The sequence below is a fragment of the Roseateles depolymerans genome, assembly GCF_003387155.1.
Classification (GTDB): Bacteria; Pseudomonadota; Gammaproteobacteria; order Burkholderiales; family Burkholderiaceae_C; genus Roseateles; species Roseateles depolymerans.
In genome coordinates, this window is sequence record NZ_QUMT01000002.1 from 130708 (window position 1) to 151025 (window position 20318).

16 protein-coding genes are annotated in these 20318 nt (G+C 66.5%); 13 read left to right on the forward strand and 3 right to left on the reverse strand.

Features of this window, described 5'->3' with window-relative positions; genetic code table 11:
• The first annotated feature begins 158 nt into the window (after positions 1 to 158).
• The 3 genes from minC (at position 159) to minE (ending at position 2357) form a co-directional block, all read left to right on the forward strand.
• The gene (gene minC, locus DES44_RS26050; RefSeq protein ID WP_058934593.1) at positions 159 to 1175 is read left to right on the forward strand and encodes a septum site-determining protein MinC; all 1017 of its coding nucleotides are present in this window, start codon (positions 159 to 161) and stop codon (positions 1173 to 1175) included.
• 93 nt (positions 1176 to 1268) lie between these two features.
• A complete protein-coding gene (gene minD / locus DES44_RS08620; RefSeq protein ID WP_058934594.1) occupies positions 1269 to 2081 on the forward strand; it encodes a septum site-determining protein MinD in 813 nt (270 codons plus the stop codon).
• 18 nt (positions 2082 to 2099) lie between these two features.
• A complete protein-coding gene (minE, locus tag DES44_RS08625) occupies positions 2100 to 2357 on the forward strand; it encodes a cell division topological specificity factor MinE (protein WP_058934595.1) in 258 nt (85 codons plus the stop codon).
• Positions 2358 to 2537: 180 nt separating this feature from the next.
• Here minE and DES44_RS08630 read toward each other — a convergent pair whose 3' ends face one another.
• Complete coding sequence (locus DES44_RS08630; RefSeq protein WP_058934596.1) at positions 2538 to 3545, reverse strand: D-2-hydroxyacid dehydrogenase family protein; 1008 nt, start codon at positions 3543 to 3545, stop codon at positions 2538 to 2540.
• Positions 3546 to 3708: 163 nt separating this feature from the next.
• Between DES44_RS08630 and DES44_RS08635 the strand changes: the two genes are divergently transcribed.
• Positions 3709 to 4212 carry a DUF1993 domain-containing protein gene (locus tag DES44_RS08635; RefSeq protein WP_375137512.1) on the forward strand — a complete coding sequence of 168 codons (504 nt, stop codon included), beginning with the start codon at positions 3709 to 3711 and terminating at the stop codon, positions 4210 to 4212.
• A 95-nt stretch (positions 4213 to 4307) separates the two neighbouring features.
• Here the strand turns inward: DES44_RS08635 and DES44_RS08640 are convergent, their stop codons facing one another.
• On the reverse strand, positions 4308 to 4841 hold the full coding sequence (locus DES44_RS08640; RefSeq protein WP_157592940.1) for a hypothetical protein: 534 nt from the start codon (positions 4839 to 4841) through the stop codon (positions 4308 to 4310).
• 595 nt (positions 4842 to 5436) lie between these two features.
• Here DES44_RS08640 and DES44_RS08645 point away from each other — a divergent pair.
• The 4 genes from DES44_RS08645 (at position 5437) to DES44_RS08660 (ending at position 12689) form a co-directional block, all read left to right on the forward strand.
• A complete protein-coding gene (locus DES44_RS08645) occupies positions 5437 to 7326 on the forward strand; it encodes an O-linked N-acetylglucosamine transferase, SPINDLY family protein (RefSeq protein ID WP_058934599.1) in 1890 nt (629 codons plus the stop codon).
• A gap of 19 nt (positions 7327 to 7345) precedes the next feature.
• Positions 7346 to 9778, forward strand: a complete 2433-nt coding sequence (locus tag DES44_RS08650) for a type I secretion system permease/ATPase (RefSeq protein WP_058934600.1) — start codon at positions 7346 to 7348, stop codon at positions 9776 to 9778.
• A 2-nt stretch (positions 9779 to 9780) separates the two neighbouring features.
• Positions 9781 to 10989 carry a beta-barrel domain-containing protein gene (locus tag DES44_RS08655; RefSeq protein ID WP_058934601.1) on the forward strand — a complete coding sequence of 403 codons (1209 nt, stop codon included), beginning with the start codon at positions 9781 to 9783 and terminating at the stop codon, positions 10987 to 10989.
• A 302-nt stretch (positions 10990 to 11291) separates the two neighbouring features.
• On the forward strand, positions 11292 to 12689 hold the full coding sequence (locus DES44_RS08660; protein ID WP_083525481.1) for a TolC family protein: 1398 nt from the start codon (positions 11292 to 11294) through the stop codon (positions 12687 to 12689).
• 311 nt (positions 12690 to 13000) lie between these two features.
• Here DES44_RS08660 and DES44_RS08665 read toward each other — a convergent pair whose 3' ends face one another.
• Positions 13001 to 13957, reverse strand: a complete 957-nt coding sequence (locus tag DES44_RS08665) for a PEP-CTERM sorting domain-containing protein (protein WP_058934603.1) — start codon at positions 13955 to 13957, stop codon at positions 13001 to 13003.
• Positions 13958 to 14223: 266 nt separating this feature from the next.
• Between DES44_RS08665 and DES44_RS08670 the strand changes: the two genes are divergently transcribed.
• The 5 genes from DES44_RS08670 to DES44_RS08690 all read left to right on the forward strand — a co-directional run bounded on the left by DES44_RS08670 (position 14224) and on the right by DES44_RS08690 (position 20312).
• Entirely contained in the window at positions 14224 to 15129 is a 906-nt protein-coding gene (locus DES44_RS08670; protein WP_058934604.1) for a ThiF family adenylyltransferase, read from the forward strand.
• A 138-nt stretch (positions 15130 to 15267) separates the two neighbouring features.
• Positions 15268 to 15915: an XrtA/PEP-CTERM system exopolysaccharide export protein gene (locus DES44_RS08675; RefSeq protein ID WP_083525482.1), complete on the forward strand. Its 648-nt coding sequence runs from the start codon at positions 15268 to 15270 to the stop codon at positions 15913 to 15915.
• 113 nt (positions 15916 to 16028) lie between these two features.
• Entirely contained in the window at positions 16029 to 17618 is a 1590-nt protein-coding gene (locus DES44_RS08680; protein WP_058934605.1) for an XrtA system polysaccharide chain length determinant, read from the forward strand.
• 4 nt (positions 17619 to 17622) lie between these two features.
• The gene (locus DES44_RS08685; RefSeq protein WP_058934606.1) at positions 17623 to 18705 is read left to right on the forward strand and encodes an XrtA-associated tyrosine autokinase; all 1083 of its coding nucleotides are present in this window, start codon (positions 17623 to 17625) and stop codon (positions 18703 to 18705) included.
• Between the two features lie 11 nt (positions 18706 to 18716).
• Positions 18717 to 20312 carry a TIGR03016 family PEP-CTERM system-associated outer membrane protein gene (locus DES44_RS08690; protein WP_058934607.1) on the forward strand — a complete coding sequence of 532 codons (1596 nt, stop codon included), beginning with the start codon at positions 18717 to 18719 and terminating at the stop codon, positions 20310 to 20312.
• Positions 20313 to 20318: the final 6 nt, after the last annotated feature.

The following is a 20318-nucleotide window of genomic DNA, read 5'->3' on the forward strand; positions in this document are numbered from 1 at the left end:
GGTTGTCAGGCCATGGCTTTGACTGATTTGCTGCAAGAAGTGGCACTGGGCCGCCACCTCACACGGGGGGTGGGTGACCCCGCCCCGTGAGGACCCTGAAAGTTCGGGGGGAACGGACCGCTAAAATCCGCCACTTTGTTATCGCATTGACCACCTACATGGCGCAGGCTTTGGCGGGAACCCCAGACACCGCGGCGGCACGATCCGCAACGACCGGCAAGGCGCCGGATCTTTTCGAGCTGAAGAGCGCTTCGCTGAGCCTCCTCTCGCTGGTGCTGAAGACCGCCGACCTGGCGGCGCTGGAGCAGTCGCTGGTGGCGCGCTTGGGGGAGACGCCCGACGCGTTTCACCATGACCCGCTATTGGTGGACCTCAGTCAGTTGCCGCTGCCGGGCGGAGATGCGTCCGCGGAGGGCGCTGCACCGGCACAGGCCGTGTCTGCAGACGCGGGGACGGGGGACTCCGAGGCCGTCGATGCACCCCCGAAGGTGGATGCGAACGGTCAGCTCAGCCTCGATGCCTTGAGCCCAGCAGGCGCCGTGAGTGCCGAGCCGCAGCCCATAGTGCAGGCCACCGTGCAGGTGGGCCCCGCGGCCGATGCCGCCCGCCTGGACCTGGCCGCCCTGCTGCCGCTGCTGCGCCGTCACCGCCTTCAGCCGGTGGGCGTGGTGGGCGCCAATGCCGCCGAGCTGTCGCAGGCCGCCGAACTGGGCCTGGCCGAAGCGCCGGAAGCCCCTGCGCCGGTGGCCCGCGCCGAGCCGCGCGTGGAAACCGTGGTCCAGCAGGTCATCAAGGAAGTGGTGGTCGAGCGCCAGGTCGAAGTGCCGGTGATGAGCGAGGCCCGCACGGTCTTCGTCGACAAGCCGCTGCGCTCCGGTCAGCAGGTCTATGCCAAGGGCGCCGACCTGGTGGTGCTGGCGCTGGTCAACCATGGCGCCGAAGTCATCGCCGACGGCAACATCCACATCTATGCACCGCTGCGTGGCAAGGCAATTGCCGGGGCACGCGGCAACACCGACGCCCGCATCTTTGCGCAATGCCTGGAAGCGGAGCTCATCGCCATCGCCGGCATCTACCGCACCACCGAGAACCCGCTGCCGGACAACGTCCGCGGCAAGGCCGCGATGGTGCGGCTGGACGGTGAAAAGCTGCTGATGGACCCCTTGCCCCAATGACGCATGTCGGTCCGCCAGTCGGCGGGCTGATCATCAACCAACCGAGATCACGCTGAACGATCAGCGACTGAATCACTGAAAGGACTCCGACCCATGACCAAGATCGTTGTGGTGACTTCCGGCAAAGGTGGCGTGGGCAAGACCACCACCAGCGCCAGCTTTGCCACCGGGCTGGCGATGCGCGGCTACAAGACGGCCGTCATTGACTTCGACGTCGGCCTGCGCAATCTGGACCTGATCATGGGCTGCGAGCGACGCGTGGTGTATGACCTCATCAACGTCATCAACGACGAGATCAAGCTGAGCCAGGCCCTGATCAAGGACAAGCAGCTGGACAAGCTCTACATCCTGGCCGCCAGCCAGACCCGCGACAAGGACGCCCTCAAGCAGGAAGGCGTGGAGCGGGTGCTGGAAGAGCTCAAGGCGATGGAGTTCGACTACATCATCTGCGACTCGCCGGCCGGCATCGAGACCGGCGCGCTGATGGCCATGCACTATGCGGACGAGGCGCTGGTGGTGACCAATCCGGAAGTCTCGTCGGTGCGGGATTCGGACCGCATCCTGGGCATGCTCAACAGCAAGACCAAGCGGGCCATCGAGGGCAAGGAGCCGGTCAAGGAGCATCTCTTGATCACCCGCTACAACCCGAATCGGGTGGAAGGGGGGCAGATGCTGTCGCTGGAAGACATCCATGAGATTTTGCGCACGCCGCTGATCGGGGTCATTCCGGAGAGCGAGATCGTGCTGCAGGCGTCCAACCAGGGTCTGCCGGCCATCCACATGAAGGGCTCGGACGTGTCCGAGGCCTATGCCGATGTGGTGGCGCGCTTCCTGGGGGAAGACAAGCCGATGCGTTTTGTGGAGGCGGTCAAACCCGGCTTCTTCAAGCGTCTGTTCAGCCGCTGACATCCACCAGGAGCCATCATGGGATTCATGTCCTTTTTCCTGGGTGAGAAGAAAAGCACGGCCAGCGTCGCGAAAGAGCGGCTGCAACTGATCCTCGCCCACGAGCGCAATGGCCGCAGCGCCAGCCCCGATTATTTGCCGCAGCTGCAGCGGGAGCTGCTGGCGGTGATTTCCAAGTACGTGTCCATCAATCCCGATGACATCAAGGTGCACATGGAGCGCCAGGATGACCTCGAGGTCCTCGAAGTCAAAATCGAACTACCCGAAAAAAGGTAACCCCCCCTACCGCCTGACGGCGGCCCCCCCAGGGGGGCGAGCTCGATGGCCCGGCAAAGCCGGTTCCATGAGCTCCGCTTGAGGGGGCAGCAAGTGCCGCCTAGGGCGGCACTTGCTGCCGGGGCGTTTTGTACTGCCGACGGCGGTTGGTTTGGCGATGGGTGCCGCGGTGGTGGGCGGTCAGCGCAAGACTTTGAGAGCGTCGGGGTTGACGATGTTGCTCGGCGTGCCGGCGATGTAGTTCAGGACGTTGTCGAAGGCGGCGTCGAAGTACATCTGGTAGCTGTCCAGCTCTACGTAGCCGATGTGGGGCGTGCAGACAGCGTTCTCCAGGCGCAGCAGGGGGTGGCCCTGCAGGATGGGCTCGCTTTCGAAGACGTCCACGGCCGCCATGCCAGGACGACCACGGTTCAGGCCAGAGACCAGCGCGCCGTCCGCCACCAGCTCGGCCCTCGAGGTGTTCACGAAGAGGGACGTGGGCTTCATGCGGGCCAGGTCCTCGGCGGTCACGATGCCCAGGGTTGCGTCCGCCAGTCGCAGATGCAGGCTCAGGACGTCGGATTGCTCGAAGAAGGCCTCGCGGCTGTCTGCCGCTTGGTGGCCGTCTGTTTGCGCGCGCAGTCGGGCAGCTTCGCTGCCCCAGACCAGCACCTGCATGCCAAAGGCCTTGCCGTAACCGGCCACCATCTGGCCAATCTTGCCGTAGCCCCAGATGCCCAGCGTCTTGCCCCGCAGCACCATGCCCAGCCCAAAGTTCGGCGGCATGGAGGCCGACTTCAGCCCCGATTGCTGCCACACCCCATGCTTGAGCGTGGAGATGTATTGCGGCAGCCGCCGCATCGCCGCCATGATCAGCGCCCAGGTCAGCTCCGCCGGCGCAATCGGCGAGCCACCCCCCTCCGCCACGGCAATGCCCAGCCGGGTGCAGGCCTCCAGGTCAATGTGCTTGCCCACCCGGCCCGTCTGCGAAATCAGCTTCAGCTTGGGCAGCTTCTCCAGCAGTTGACGGGGGAACTGAGTCCGCTCACGGATGGTCACCAGCACTTCCGCGTCCCGCAAGCGCACGGACAACTGGCCGATTCCCTTGACCGTGTTGGTGAAGACCTTGGCGTTCAGCGCGTCCAGCTTGGCGGCGCAAGGCAGCTTGCGCACGGCGTCCTGGTAATCGTCGAGGATGATGATGTTCATAGGCGTGCGGTCTCCATCCTAACCGCGTCTGCACATGGTTCCCAAGGCTGATTCATCGAGGTCAATGCAACAGATGCGAACAGCGGATAGCATCCGCGCCGTTTCGGAGCTTTCGCAGGTGCCGCACCCCGGCAGCACCGCCGATTCGACAAGGAGATTGCAGATGGACATGTTCACCGCCACCGTGCCGGTGTTTGATCGCATGCTGGGCAGCATGCAGGCCTGGATCGGCATCGCTCGCGAGCACGCCAAGACCAAAGGCTTCGACGAATCGGTCTACCTGACCCTGCGCCTGGCACCGGACATGCTGCCGTTGCCCCGCCAGGTCCAGATCGCCAGCGATGGCGCCAAAGGCGCCGTGGCCCGCCTGTCCGGCCAGGACGTGCCCAGCTGGGCCGACAGCGAAGTCACCCTGGACGACCTGCTGGCCCGCCTGCAGAAAACCCGCGACTACGTGAACAGCTTCAAGCCGGAGCAACTCAACGGCAGCGAGCAGCGCGAGGTGACCGTGCCCCGTCGCCAGGGCGACCCGTTCAAGTTCAGCGGCGAGGACTTCCTGCGCTTCTTCGCCACGCCCAACCTCTACTTCCATGCCACCACGCTGTATGCGCTGCTGCGCCACGCCGGCGTGCCGCTGGGCAAGATGGACTTCCTGGGCAACCGCTGATCGGGTGAATTCCCGCTAAAAGCGCACAGCCCTCAGCCTTCAGCGCTCATCCTTCGGCGCTCATCCGTAAGCGCTCATCCATAAGCGCTTGAGCCTCAGCCGCGGCCGCTCCACAACTTGAGCCGGCCGTGGCTCAGATCGAACTGCAGCGTGAGCAGCGCCACGCGGCGCTCCGCTTCCGTCTGGCTGCGGGCGCGTGCCACCTCGGTGTAGACCGAGGCCCGCAAATGCCACAGATCCTCCGGATGGGTGCTGTGCACGATGTGGCCGAACAGCGCTTCCAGCCGCAGCTGGCTGCGAACGTCGCCGCCCACCCGGGCTTCCTGCATCAGGTCGGCCAGGACGTCGCGGAAGGCCGACCGCAAGCGCGCCATGGTCTGCGCGCTCGCCTCCGGACGACGTCCTTCCCGCGGCCACAGGCGCATCAGGCTCTGGAAGATGGAGTCACTGGCCCGTCGCCGCAGCCCGCCCATGGCGGTCGGCGCCACGCCCGCAGCGGCCGCGGTGCCCACCCCGCCGGCCGTGCCCGTCACGCCCGGGAGATTCGAGACGGCGTCGAGATCGGTCATCGGCTCGGACAACCCTCCCGACAGCGGCTCAGATAGCGGCTCAGACAGCGGCTCAGACATGCCGCCAGCCACCGCCCATGCCGGACATGCCGCATGGGTTTCCTGATCATCCCAACAAGACTTGACCTTCATTTGTTTGACCATCGGCCTGTAGGTGTGTCGCGCGTCCCCGATGTCCCCGGGCCTGGCGATGGGCCCGCTCGCGCGGCGTCCGGTCCTTGAAGGGCCTGGATCGCGAATGGATTGTGTCGAGCCGAAGCTGCCAACGATTCCGCAAAAAGGCCGCTTCCGGGCCTTCAATTCGTGCTCAAGTTGGCATCTGGTCGGCCGATAACGGATTGAATCAGCGGTTTGTGACACTCGCGCTGACGGATTCGACCTTCCAGCGATGACCGGGCGAGAGGTGGCGAGTGTGTGCGATCGGCCTCTTTGAAAGGGCGCAGGCCGCCCCTGTGGAAGGTGAGGGCCCGATCGAGGCGCAGCCCGCAGCGAATCCCCTCAGATGTGGAAGAAATGGAATTGACCGGTCCGAGCCCGGCATTTGGCCGGTTTCAAACCTGTCACGGACGTTCACAATCCTGACAGGAGGCGGGCCCGGCCTTGGGCATGCCCGTCCGGGTTCGTCCTCCCGCCACCGTCGTTCATCGAGCCACTCATGGATTCAGCCGCCAACCGCATGCAGACTCTCAGCGTCCCCGCCGAGCTGGCCCAGGAATGGGCACTCCTGCTTCAACGCGCCGGTGAAGGCAGCCTGCCGCTGCCGGAGCTGATGGACCGGGCCAACTTCCTGCAGAACCGTCAACTGGGGCAGGCCGCCGCCGCCTTGTATGAGACGTGGCTGTCGGTGGAGGGCCACCCGCCGGCCAGCCGCCTGGTGGCGCTCTACAACTGGGGCACCGTGCTGGGCAACATCCAGCAGCACCAGCAGGCCGAGCAGGTCTACCAGCAGGCGCTGGCCATCAGCCCCAGCTTTGCCCAGGCGCGATTGAACCTGGGCCACCAGCTCGAGCACCAGCAGCGGGTGGACGAGGCGCTGGCCGCCTGGCGCAGCGTCTATGACCATGAAGGCCCGATGGAGGCGCTGGGCGCCGACCTGCTGGGCCTGCGCACCCATGCGCTGAACAATGCCGCCCGGCTGCTCGAACTGCAGCGCCGGTATGAGGAGTCCGAAGCGCTGATGGTGCGCAGCCTCACCCTCAAGCCGGACCAGACCGATGTGATGCAGCACTACGTGCACATCCGTCAGAAGCAGTGCAAGTGGCCGGTCTACCAGCCCTTCGGCGAGGTCACCCACAACGCGCTGCTGCTGGCCACCTCGCTCTTGGCCACGCTCAGCGCCACCGACGATCCGGCCCTGCAGATGGGCGCCGCCCAGCGCTTCGTCTACGAAAAGGTCACCCGCCCGAAAGAAGCGCCGCTGTGGCGGCATCCCGCCTCGGTGGCCGCGCGGCAGCAGGGCGGCAAGATCCGCATCGGCTATCTGTCCGGCGACCTGTGCATGCATGCCGTCGGCCTGCTGACCGCCGAGCTGTACGAGCTGCACGACCGCGAGAAATTCGAAATCCATGCCTTCTGCTGGAGCCGCGAAGACGGCACGCCGCTGCGCCATCGCCTGCTGAAGTCCTTCGACAAGGTCTGGCGCATCAACGCCATGGACGACACGAACGCTGCCAAACTGATTGCCCAGACCGGCATCGACGTGCTGGTGGACCTGCAGGGGCTGACCAGCGGCGCCCGTCCCAACATCCTGGCTTACCGGCCGGCGCCGGTGCAGGTGAGCTACCTGGGTTTGCCGGCCACCTCGCTGCTGCCCGGCGTGGACTGGATCCTGGCCGACCGCTTCACCATGCCGCCGGAGTACCTGCCGTACTGCAGCGAAAAGCCGATCTACCTGCCGCATTGCTACCAGGTCAGCGACCGCCAGCGCGAAGTAGGCGCCATGCCCACCCGCGCCCAGTACGAGCTGCCGGAAGACGCTTTTGTCTTCTGCTCGTTCAACAACAACCACAAGATGAACGCCGAGATGTTCGGCGCCTGGATGCGCATCCTGCTGGCAGTGCCGGGCAGCGTGCTGTGGTTGCTGGCGGACAACGACTGGGCCAAGGCCAACCTGCGCCGCGAGGCCGAAGCTGCTGGCGTGGACCCCTCCCGGCTTATCTTTGCGCCGCGGGTGGCGCCGCCGGACTACCTGGCGCGCTTCACCCTGCCGGACCTGGTGCTGGACACCTTCCCCTACAACGCCGGCACCACCGCCAGCGACTGCCTCTGGATGGGCACGCCCATCCTGACCCGCAGCGGGCGCAGCTACATCTCCCGCATGTGCGGCAGCCTGCTGACGGCCGTGGGCCTGCCCGACCTGATCACCTTCTCGCTGGCCGAGTATGAGCAGCGGGCCATCCAGATCGGCCAGAACCCTGGACGGGCCCGTTCCTACAAGCGCTACCTGCGGGATGAAGGCCGCCGCAGCCAACTATTCAACATGCCGCAGATTGTTCGTGACATTGAGCGCGAATTCGAGCAATTGACACTGGCCCATCGCGCCTGATTGATCCACGATTCCCCCTATGAGCCGGCCGCACGACCCTTTCTTCGACGGTGACCAGCGCGCACGCCGCCCCGGCCTGCGCCTGGCCGCCGAGGACGGGCAGCGCGCGCCTGGCATGCCGGAGGAACCGCAGGACCCGCTGGCCGGTCTGGCGGACCAGCCGGCCATCGACCCGCTGCTGCACTGCCTGGCCTGGCTGACCCAGCACCACGGCCGTGCGCGATCGCCGGAATCGCTGCGGGCCGGCGCGCCGATCGAGGGCCCGCTCAGCCCGGACCAGGGCATCCGCCTCATGCGCGAGGCCGGCTACAACGCCGGGCTGCTGCGCAAGGGCATCGACGAAATCAATGCGCTGCTGCTGCCCGCGGTGCTGCTGCTCAATGGCGGCGATGCCTGCGTGCTGGTGCGGCGCCTGGACGATGGGCAGTCCGGCGGCGGTGCCCGTTATGAAGTGGTCTTCCCCGGCCCGGAAGCGGCCAGCTGCGTCGCACCGGCCTCGGAACTGGACCAGGAATACAGCGGCTTCATCCTGGCAGTCACGCCGCAGGAACAGTCGCAGGCCAAGCCGCTGGCGGGTGAACCGCCGCTGCTGCAGCCGGAAAAACACTGGCTTTGGGGCACGCTGCGCCGCTTCGTGCCGTATTACCGCTCCGCCATGCTGGCCGCGCTGCTGAGCAACGTGCTGATGCTGGTGTCGGGGCTGGTCACCTCGGTGATCTACGACAAGGTGATCCCGCACCAGGCCTACGTGACGCTGTGGACCCTGGCGGTGGGCGCCGGCCTGGCGCTGCTGTTCGACATGTTCTCGCGCCAGCTGCGCAGCCACCTCATCGACCTGGCCGGCCGCAAGACCGACCTGATCATCGGCGCCAAGCTGTTCCGCCAGACGCTGGGCGTGCGGATGGAACACAAGCCAGCGTCGGCCGGCTCCTATGCCCACTACCTGGCCCAGGTGGAAGTGGTGCGGGACTTCTTCACCTCCGCCACCATGTCGGCGCTGACCGACCTGCCGTTCATCGTCCTCTTCGTGGCCATGACCTTCATCGTGGGCGGGCCGCTGGGCTGGGTGCTGATGGCCGCGATTCCCTTGATGCTGGGCATGAGCCTGGCCATCCAGGGCTACCTGCGCCGCGCGATGCGCACCAACATGGCCGAGGCGGCCGACCTGCACGGCACGCTGGTGGAAGCGCTGGAGGGCCTGGAAGACCTCAAGACCTCCGGCGCGGAAGGGCGCTTCCTGCGTCGCTACGAGCAGAGCACTGCCATCGTGGCCGAGTCCGCGCTGCGGGCCCGCACCATGTCCAGCTGGAGCATGAACATCTCCATGACCATGCAGCAGCTCATCAACCTGGTGATGCTGGTGTGGGGCGTGTATCTCATCGGCGACGGCACGATCACGGCCGGTGCGCTGATCGGCGCCGTCATGTTTGCCGGCCGGGCCACCATGCCGCTGAACAGCCTGGTCAGCCTGGCCACGCGGTACCAAGGGGCGCGGGCCGCGATGCTGTCGCTCAACTCGGTGATGAGCGCGCCGACCGAGCGCGAGTCCCAGCGCAACTATGTGCCGCTGACCCAGGTCACCGGCCGCATGGGCCTGACCGATGTCGGTTTCAGCTACCCGGCGCAAGGCGATGCCCAGTCGCCCAAGGTGCTGCGCAATGTCACGCTGCGCATCAATCCGGGCGAGCGCATTGCGGTGCTGGGCCGCATCGGCAGCGGCAAGTCCACTGTGCTGCGCATGCTCGCGGGGCTCTATCAGCCGACCGAAGGCATGGTGGAAGTGGACGGCATCGACCTGCGGCAGGTGGACCCCGCCGAATTCCGCAGCAAGGTCGGTTTCGTGTCGCAGGAACCGCGGCTGTTCCACGGCACCCTGCGCGACAACGTGCTGATGGGCCGTCATGTGGATGCGCAGCGCCTGGTCGAGGTGGCCAAGCTGACCGGCCTGGACCGGGTGGTGGCCAACCATCCGATGGGCTGGGACCTGCCCGTGGGTGAAATGGGCAGCCTGCTGTCCGGCGGACAGCGGCAACTGGTGGCGCTGGCGCGCAGCCTGGTCACCCGCCCGCAGATCCTGCTGATGGACGAGCCCACCAGCTCGATGGACGCCCAGTCCGAAATCGCCTTCCTTCGCCAGTTGCGGGATGCGGCCGGCGACTGCACGCTGGTCATGGTGACGCACCGCCCGGCGGTGCTGGAGCTGGTCTCCCGCATCCTGGTGGTGGATTCGGGCCGGCTGGTGATGGACGGCCCGCGCGACCAGGTGCTGGCGGCGCTGTCGGGCGTGCGCCCGGGCGGCGCGCCGGGCCAGCAGGCACAGGGTGGGGCGCCCAACCCGGCCGCCGCGCAGGCCGCCCAGGCGGCCCATGCGGCGCAGGCAGCGCAGGTGGCCAACGGCACCGTGCACATGCATCCGGCGGCACAGCCGGTGAACCGTAACGCGGCGGTGTGAGCATGTCCCAGCCCCGAACCCTGTCCCGCGAGGACAACCTCTTCATCAGCAGCGTGCAGTCGGCCATGATCGACGAGCCGCTGCCCAAGACCGTCTGGGTGCTGTATCTGCTGGCGATCGTACTGGTGGCGGGCATTGCCTGGTCGTCGCTGGCCACTGTCGACGAGGTCACCCGCAGCGACGCCCGCATCGTGCCGGACGGCAAGGAGCAGATCGTCACCAGCCTGGAGAGCGGCGTGCTGAGCAAGCTGCTGGTGCGTGAGGGCGAGGAAGTCGAGGCCGGGCAGCCGCTGGCCGAGCTGGATCCCACCCGCGCCGAGGCCGCCCAGAATGAAAGCCAGGTCAAGCGCCTGGGCCTGATGGCGCAGGTGGCCCGGCTGCGGGCCGAAGCGCTCGGGCTGGCCCTGAAGTTCCCGCCGGAAGTGCAGCAGGTGCAGCGGCTGGTCGATAGCGAATCCGAAGTCTTCGACACCCGCCGGCGCGTGCTGGACGAAGCAGTGTCCAGCTACAACCGCAGCATCGGGCTGCTGGCGTCGGAGCTGAAGATGGCGCAGGACATGTCGGCCAAGGGCCTGATGTCCAACGTCGAGGTGATGCGGCTGAACCGCCAGGTCAACGAGCTGCAGCAGCAGCGCAACGAGCGCATCAGCCGCTTCCGTCAAGAGGCCAGCACCGATCTGTCGCGGGTGCAGACCGAGCTGGCGCAGATCGACGAGCAGATGGTGGTGCGCCGCGATGCGCTGCAGCACACCGTGCTGAAGTCGCCGGTCAAGGGCTTCGTCAAGAACATCAAGATGAACACCGTGGGCAGCGCGGTGTCGTCCGGCGCGGCCATCATGGAGATCGTGCCGATGGGCGCGCGGGTGCTGGTGGAGGCCCGCATCAAGCCCAAGGACATCGGCTTCCTGCAGGTGGGCCAGTCCGCAGTGGTGAAGGTCAACGGCTACGACTTCAACGTCAACGGCGGCATGCACGGCAAGATCGAATACATCAGTCCGGATGCGCTGGGCGAGACCGAGAAGAACGGCGAAGGCACCTACTACCGGGTGATCGTGGCCGCCGAGCGGGTCGACATCAAGCTGCATGGCGAGCCGCTGCCGGTCATCCCCGGCATGACCGCCTCGCTGGAGATCCGCACCGGGGAGCGCTCGGTGCTGAGTTATCTGCTGCGGCCGATGCTCAAGTCGCGGGAAGCGCTGCGGGAGCGGTAGCCCCACGGGACGGATCTGCGCCGCAAGGACGGGGCAGAAGCCGTGATGTCCTTCATGCAGACAGCCGCCGTGCGCGGCTGTCGTCACGTTTGGACGCAGCGCTTACCAGGTGCCCGGTTCACAGACGGGCGGCGGTGGCCGGACAGTCCGCTCCAGTGGGTGTCGGCGTGCGCGTGGGTGTGGACGCAGACGGGGCGCGGGAGCGCGGAGGAGGGCTGGGCTTTGGCTGCTTATCGAGGCTTTGCGCGGAGCCGGACATGGTCCAGTAGAGGCATGGGAAATTGCTTGTAGTCCGCATCACCATGACTCAACCGACTCTGCGCCGGAGCTTGCGGCGCCTCTCGTTCAGCACCCCCGTGGCCTTCGCATTGGCGGCCACGCTGGTGTCGCCCGCCTGGGCACAGGACCCGCCGCCCAGCCGCTGCAGCGACGATGGCAGCCTGCCGCCGTCATCCGCCGCGGCGCGGGATGCGACCTTGCTGGAAACCGGCTCGGCCGACCCGCGCTCGCAACTGCAGGAGCTGGTGCAGAAGGCGCTGGATCGCAGCAAGTCCATCGGTGCCAGCCGATTGCTGGCGCAGGCGGCGGAGGCCGATCTGGCGGAAGCCAAGGCGCAGCGCCTGCCCACGGTCAACCTGGGCCTGACCGGCTCGCATGTGGGCTCGCAGATTCCGGGCGACGGACCGGCCGGCCGCAGCTCCGGCCTGCAAGGGCGCGGCACGCTGAGCGTGACGGCGCCGCTGTATGACTCGGGGCGCATCACCAAGCTGACCGAATGGCGGGCGCAACTGGCGGAGGCTGCGCGCTACAGCCAGAACAGTGCGGAAGAGCAGGTGGCCCTGCAAACCGTGTCGCTGGCGCTGGACCGCGGTCGTTATCAGCTACAGGCGCAGGTCTACAGCCAGTACACCCGCAAGATGGCCTGTCTGGTCGAGGCGCTGGAAATCATCACCAAGGCGGACCGCGGTCGCGCCAGTGAACTGGTGCAGGCGCAAAAGAGCCTGCAGCAGGCGGACCTCTCCTACGAGCAGACGGTCTCGGCCCTGCGCACGACGGAAGTGCGGCTGCGGCGGTATGTGGGCGAGGAATTGCCACGTCCCGCGGCGATGAGCTCGGTGCTGGCCCGTCTGCCAGATCTGAATGAAGCCATGGCCGATGTGCTGGTGTCGGCGGATGTGTCGCAGGCCTCGGCCACGGCTCAAGCGCAGCGCAGCTATGCGGAGTCGGTGCGGGCGGGCCAGCAGCCCAGCGTGAGCCTGCTGGTGCAGGGCAGTGCGACGGTGGGTCAGGCCAAGCAGAACGACTGGATCGGCGGCGTGCAGGTCAACATTCCGATCGTGCAGCCGGGCGCGGATTCAGCGCTGACGTCGGCCAGGCGACGTGCCCAGGCCGCGTCGATGCAACGGGACGACACGATCGAGGCCAAGCGCTACCGAGTGCAGGAGATGTTTGAAGCCGCGCAGTCGTCGCTGGACCGGTCGCGTCGCATCGTGGACATTCTGCGCAACAGCGACCGGGTGCGGGGCTTTACGCTGCAGCAGTGGCAGCAGCTGGGCAAACGCTCGCTGTTTGATGTGATGGCCGCCGAAGGCGACTACTACTCGATGCGGATCGCGCATGTGAATGCGCTGTACGACGCCCAGCAGGTGGTGGCCATCATCTGGTCGCAGGGGCGTGGGGTGGTGACGCCGCTGCGTTGAGGGCTGGGCGCGCGGCGCCGGGCATGGCTGCACAAAGCTTCTCCAGTTGCTCCCGGGCCGCGGGCATCAGGCCGGGCCGAGCGAGGCAACGTTGTGCCAAACGCACGGCGCGATTCAGCGCCTTGCTTTTGTACCAGAGCGAGACCGCACTTACGGCGGTGATGGTGCGTCACGCCGCCGTCACTCACACCCATCCGCTAGCTCGAACCAGTCAGCCGCCGTCCGGACGCTGCGGGCGCACCCATGAAAAAAGCCGCCCGAAGGCGGCTCTCCTGCATCCAGCGCGCGGGCCTTGCAGCCCGCGTCCCTGATTACTTGACGCTGCGGCGACGCTGGGCGAAGCCCAGGCCGGCCAGGGCCAGACCCACCAGCGCCAGGCTGCCAGGTTCCGGCACATTCAGCGTCACCGATCCGTCCAGACCCGATTGACGGATCAGGGCAGAACCGGAGTTCCACAGTTGCGACGGAGTCGCCAGCGGGGGATCCACGTTGGTGTCCAGGATCCAGCTCACCGAGATCGGGTTGTTCAGCCAGTTGCTGTAGAGCGAACCCAGGCCTTCGCCAGAATTGAAGAAGTTCTGGATGAAGGAGTCGCCGGCCGCGTAGCTGTAGTCCACCACACCCTTGATGTAGAGGTTGGCATCGGTGACTTCCGAGCTTTCCACCACCAGGCGCAGCACTTCCTTGTTGTTGTTGGGATCGGTCGCCGCGCTTTGATAGTACAGGCTGAAGACGCCGGTGTTGTATTCCACCGTATCGGACACCCCGTCGCCGTCCTTGTCCACCGTCGTGCCGACGATCTGGTAGGCATAGGTCAGACCCCACGCGCCGCCCAGGCCGCCAATGGCCCCTGCACCGTACTGCGGGAAGGCCTCGCCGCCGGTAAACCCGTTCAGGTCGGGCGCCGACGGATTGTTCAGCGTGTCGATGTTGTTCTGCGACGGAATGTTCGGGAAGGAAAAGCTCAGCGGGGTCGAACCGTCAATAGCCGTCTTCGAGCCCGCGCTGAACCCGTAGAAGCTCATGATCGACGGGATGTTGGTGTCCACCACCGTGGTGCCCGGCGTGGCCGGATTACCCAGGTAGATGGAGGTGGCCAGCGTGCCGCTGTAGCCCAGCTGGTCGAACACCGCCGTCGTGGTGGAACCGTTGGGTTCGAAATTGAAATCGGAACCCGTGTTGATATACAGGGGCGACGCCAGGGCTGGCGCCGCAGCTGCACCCACCACTACCAGGGCGGCCAGGGCGAGCTTCGCTTGCTTGAACATGTGTCTCTCCTTTGAGATGCGTCTTGCCAGATGCACAGGGAAGCGGGGTTGCCGACTTCTTGCCCGGTTAAATAGCGAGGACTGTGCCAGCCTCCTTTAACCATTCAAAATCAACCACTTAACGTTTGGTTGCGTGAATTCTTCGGAGGGACTGTCAAGTTTGTCGACACGGATTCGGGGACATCACCGCGGCCCGCCCCGGCTTTCGCTTGCCAACCGTCACGGCATACTTCTGCTACACGACTACAAGCATGAGGGGGTGCCCGATGACAAGCGCCAACCGCGCCCTGCCAAGTGAAGAATCGCCCGCCGGCTACACCTTCAACTACGAGCGGGCCTTTTCCCGCAACATCGGCTGGGTGACCCCAGAGGAGCAGCAGCGCCTGCGCAAGGCGCGGGTGGCGATCGCTGGCCTGGGCGGCGTGGGTGGGGCCCACATCCTGACCTTGTCCCGGCTGGGCGTGGCCAACTTCAACATTGCGGATTTCGACGAATTCGACGTCCACAACATGAATCGCCAGGCCGGCGCCTTCATGTCCACCATGGGCCATTCCAAACTCAAGGTGATGGAACGCATGGCGCTGGATGTGAATCCGGAAAGCAACATCCGGCTGTTTCCGGAGGGGGTGCAGGACCACAACCTGGATGATTTTCTGAAGGACGTGGATGTGTATGTGGACAGCCTCGACCTGTTTGTCCTGCCCACCCGCCGAAAGGTGTTCCAGCGGTGCCGCGAACTCGGCATTCCCGCCATGACGGCCGCGCCGCTGGGCATGGGTTCCGCCTTTTTGTATTTCAGCCCGACCGGCATGAGCTTCGAGGAATACTTCAAGCTGGAAGGCCGCCCGTCCACCGATCAATACGCCCGCTTCATTGCCGGCGTGTCCCCGGCCATGCTCAACCGCAAATACCTGGTGGTGCCGGAATCGGTGAATTTCGCCGAACGCCGCGGCCCCTCCACCGGCATGGCCTGCGAGCTGTGCGCCGGCATGATGGGCACTCAGGTGCTCAAGCTGTTGCTGGGCCGCGGGCCCCTGCGTGCGGCCCCCTGGGGCCTGCATCTGGACGCCTACCGGGGCATCCTCAAGCACACCTGGCGGCCCCTGGGCAATGCCAACCCCATCCAGCGCCTCTTGATCAGCCTGATCAAACCCCTGCTTCGAGGGGGATGAGCGTCTGAAGCCCCCTACCGCGCCAGCCAGGAATTAGCACGGAATTCGATCACGCCCCCTGGGGATCGCCCTCAGTCCAGGGGGTTCCCTCCGGGGGCGCACTGAGGTGCAATCCGGCTAGTTTCCAGAGGGGTGGACATGTTCAAGAAGACTGCATCAATGCACTGGACGGGCCGCGGAATTCTGCGGGTGCTGGGAGGGCTGCTGGCGGTGTCGCTGGCGCTGACCGGCTGCTCCACCGCAGGCAAATATCCGCCCGCGCCGGTGAGCGCCAGCCAGGCTGATTACAGCTATGTGGTGGGCGCCGGCGACAACCTCAACATCATTGTCTGGCGCAACCCGGAGCTGTCCACCACCGTGCCGGTGCGCCCGGACGGCAAGATTGCCGCGCCGCTGATCGATGAATTGCCGGTGCAGGGCAAGAATTCGGTGCAGATCGCCCGGGACATCGAAAAAACCCTCTCCAAATACGTCCGCGATCCGGTGGTCACCGTCATCGTCACCACTTTCGTCGGACCCTACAGCGAGCAGATCCGCGTGGTGGGTGAAGCGGCCAAGCCGATGTTCCTGCCCTACAAGCAGAACATGACGCTGCTGGACGTGATGATCGCCGTGGGCGGCCTCACCGACTTTGCCGACGGCAACGGCGCCAGCATCCTGCGCACCGCCGAGGGCAACAAGCAATATTCCGTGCGGCTGAAGGACTTGATCCGCCGCGGGGACGTGTCGGCCAATGTCGAAATGCGCCCCGGCGATATCCTCATCATTCCCCAGAGCATTCTTTGATTCCTGACGCCGGCCGCCGCGCAGACGCCCGCCTGGACGCTGCGCGGGGACCGTGTTTTTGCAGTACTGCTCAGCGTCACGCGCCGAGTACCGCGCCTTAGAGAGATCGCCGCATGGATTCCCTCATCGCCCAGCTGATGGCTGTGTTCAAGCGCATGTGGCGCTACCGCTGGCCGGGGCTGATCGCCGCCTGGCTGGTGGGCATCGTCGCGGCCGTGGTGGTGTTCGTGGTGCCGGACCGTTTCGAGGCCAGCGCCCGGGTGTATGTGGACACACAGTCCATGCTCAAGCCCCTGATGACCAACCTGGCGGTGCTCAACAACACGGAGCAGCAGGTCAGCGTGCTCAGCCGCACGCTCATCAGCCGGCCCAATGTCGAGAAGCTGGTGCGCATGGCCGACCTGGACCTTCGCGCCACCAGCAAGTCGGACCAGGAAGCACTGATCGACCGCGTCACCCGCAACCTGTCCATCCAGTCGGCCGGCGGCACGACCAACAACCTCTACATCCTGAGCTACCGGGATTCGTCGCCGGAAGTCTCCAAGAAGGTGGTGGCGTCGCTGCTCAACATCTTCATGGAATCGAGCCTGGGCGCCAGCCGCAAGGACAGCACCACTGCGGCCACCTTCCTGAATGAGCAGATCAAGAACTACGAGGCCAAGCTGGAAGAGGCCGAGACCCGTCGCAAGGAATTCCGCCTGCGCAACCTGCAGTTGACCGCCCAGGACGGCAAGGACTCCGCCGCCCGCCTGGCCGAGGCCAGCGCGCAGCTCGACACCGCCCGGCTGCAACTGCGCGAAGCCGTCAGCGCCCGCGACGTGGCCAAGCAGCAGCTGGAGATGGACAACAAGCGCACCACCGGCGGCGGCAGCCTGCAGAGCCTGATGCAGGAAAGCGCGCAGAAGCTGGCCACGCCGGAGATCGACAGCCGCATCGAAGGCCTCAAGCGCAACCTGGACGCGCTGCAGCAGCGCTACACCGACCAGCATCCGGACGTGGTGAACACCAAGCGCCTGATCAAGGACCTGGAAGACCAGAAAAAGAAGGAAGTGGCGGAACTGCAGAAGGCCGCGCTGAACAATCCCTCGGCTGGTGGCCGGGGTGACAGCCTGGTGGCCCAGCAGCTGTCGCTGACGCTGGCCAACAAGGAACAGGAAGTCGCCACGCTGCGCACCCGGGTCGAAGAGCTGCAGGGCCGCTACACCCAGGCGCAGGCCGCCATCAAGATGGCGCCGCAGCTGGAAGCGGAGTTCTCCCAGCTCAACCGCGACTACGACGTCATCAAGAAGAACTACGAGGAAATGGTGGCCCGCCGCGAGTCGGCCAGCCTGTCCACCGACCTGGACAACACCTCCGGCGTGGCGGACTTCCGCATCATCGATCCGCCGCGCGCCTCGTCCAAGCCGGTCGCGCCCAATCGTCTGATGCTGCTGGCTGCGGGCCTGGTGGTGGCGGTGCTGGCCGGTCTGGTGACGGCCTTCGGTGCCAGCCAGGTGCGCCCGGTCTTCCACGACCTCAGCGAGCTGCGCCAGCGTCTGGAGATGCCGATCCTGGGCGTGGTGTCGCGCCAGGAAACGCCGGAGGACCGGCGCCGCGCGAAGGTGGACCTGCTGCGTTTCGGCGCGGCCTCGGGTGGCCTGGCGGGTGTGTATGCGCTGGGATTGATCGGCATGGCGATCTGGCTGAGCCGGCAGGTGGGGTGACGTGATGACAAGCCTGATCGAACAAGCCGCACGCCGGCTGGAGCAACTCAAGCAGGCCGGCGTCGACGTGGCATCGCCTGCGTCCCCGGCGGGTGAGTCCGCGGCGACCGCCCCCGCGGCACAGGGCGCGCCGGTGGGCATCACGACGCCGGGTGCGGGATCGTCCGCGACCGCTGCCGCAGCGGCCCCATTCGCAACGCATGGTGCCACCCCGGTCGTCTCGCCCCCTAGCGCCGAGGCTGCCGCGCCCCGCGCTCGTGCGCCGCAAGACGGCACCTCCAAGCGGGTGGAGCTGGACCTGGAGGCGCTCACCGCCCAGGGCTTCCTCACGCCCAATGCGCCGCGCAGCTACCTGGCCGACCAGTACCGCAACATCAAGCGTCCGCTGATCCGCAATGCGATGGGCAAGGGGGCCGCGACCCTCAACAATGCCAATCTCATCATGGTCACCAGCGCCTTGCCGGGGGAGGGCAAGAGCTTCACCTCGCTGAATCTTGCCATGAGCATCGCGGCCGAGTTCGACAACACCGTGATGCTGGTGGATGCCGACGTGGCCCGCCCGTCCATGCTGCGCATGCTGGGCCTGCCGCCTGGCCCGGGCCTGCTGGACGTGCTGGAGAATTCGGTCGACATGGCAGACGTGCTGATCAAGACCAATGTCGACAAGCTGACCCTGCTGCCCAGCGGTCGTCCGCACGACCGCGCCACCGAACTGCTGGCCAGCGATGCGATGACCGGCCTGCTGGACCACATGGCCAAGCGTTATTCCGACCGCATCATCATCTTCGATTCGCCGCCGCTGCTGCTCACCACCGAGTCCCGCGTGCTGGCCACCCACATGGGGCAGATCGTCGTGGTGATCCAGGCCGAGCGCACACCGCAGAGTGCGGTGATGCAGGCCATCGCCACCATCGAAAGCTGCCCGCTGAAGATGGCGCTGCTGAACCAGGCCTCGGCCAAGGCCGATGCCGGTTACGGCTATCACTACGGCAGCTATGGCTATGGCCAGGGTTACGGCTACGGCTACCGCCAGGGCGACAGCCCCGACGGGGCCGACGGCGCGCGACCGGCCACCGGCAAGGCTTGAGGAGGCAGCGCATGGCAGGTCGTCACCGTCTTTCCCGTCATCCCCGGAATGCCCGGCATCAGGCCGCCTGCCTGCTGGCCTGCGGGCTGATCGGCATGGCGGCGACGGTGCAGGCCCAGACCGAGGCAGCGAGCGGCGACAGCAGCGGCGGCGACGGCACCAAGCGGCTGGGCCTGACGGTGGTGCCGCGCATCGGCCTGTCCGAGACCTGGACGGACAACCTCGCGCTGGCCCCGGACGGCCAGCGGGACCGCGCGCTGATCACCAGTGTCTCGCCCGGCATTTCCATCACCAACCGCACCGGCTGGCTGCGCGGCGTGCTGGACTACCAGATGGACGGGCTCATCTACCTCAAGAGCGACCGCAGCAGCCGGGTGCAGAACCAGCTGCAGGCGCGCGGCAATGCGGAGGTGGTCCCGTCGAAGGTGTTCGTCGACGCGAATGCCAACATCAGCCAGCAGACGATATCGGCCTTCGGCCAGACCTCGCCGGGCGGTGAACTGGACAACCCCAACCGCACCGAAGTCCGCACCCTGACCGTGTCCCCGTACTGGCGCGGCCTGCTGGGCACGGTGGCCAGTTTCGAGCTGCGGGCGACCGGCCAGATGCGCGACTCCAGCGATGGCGGCACCGGCGTCAGCTCGGCCAGCGGCGACACCAAGGAAGGCTCGCTGAACCTGAGCCTGAGTGGGCCGCAGGGCCGTGCGCTGAACTGGGGCCTGCAGGCCTACACGCGCCGCATCCACTACGAGCTCACCGGCCTGGACAACCGCAGCAGCAGTGCCGTGGCCTCGCTCAGCTGGGTGCCGGATGTGGACTGGGTGCTGGGTGTCACCGGCGGCCGCGAGAAAAGCGACTATCTCGGCAACGAGACCAGCAGCGTCTATGGGGCCAACATCAAGTGGACCCCGACGCCGCGCACCACCGTCAGCGGCGACTGGCAGCGCCACAGCTATGGCAACAGCCACAACGCCGTGCTGGAGCACCGCATGACGCAGCTGGTGCTTCGCCTGACCAGCACCCAGGCGGTGAGCACCGGCAGCGACCCCAGCGGCCAGATGACCAATTACCAGCTGCTGGACCTTCAGTACAGCAGCCTCGAGCCCGATGCCGCCAAGCGTGACGCCCTGGTGCGTTCGATGCTGGCGGCGCTGGGCCTGAGCCCCAATGCCGTCAGCAGCACCGGCTTCCTGGCCAACACGGCGACGCTGCAGCAGCGCAACGAAGCCGCGCTGGCCTGGACCAGCCCGCGCATGACGCTGACCCTGTCCGCCAACGACAACAAGAGCCGCGCCCTGGGCACGACGACCAACGCCACGGACGACCTGGCCCTGGCCAGCAACATCCATCAGCGTGGTGTCACCCTCAGCGTGGCCTACCGCTTCACGCCGCTGAGCACCGGCAACGTCACCTACACCCGCCAGCACAGCAGCGGCGACGGCAGCGGCAATCTCTCCAGCGGCATGTCGTCGCTGACCGCCACCACCACCACCCGCCTGGGCCCGCGCACCGATGCGACGCTGGGCCTGCGCCACACCCGTTCCGACGACCAGTCCCTGGGCTACCGCGAGACCGCGGTCTATGCCCAGATGACGCAGCGTTTCTAGGCAGCC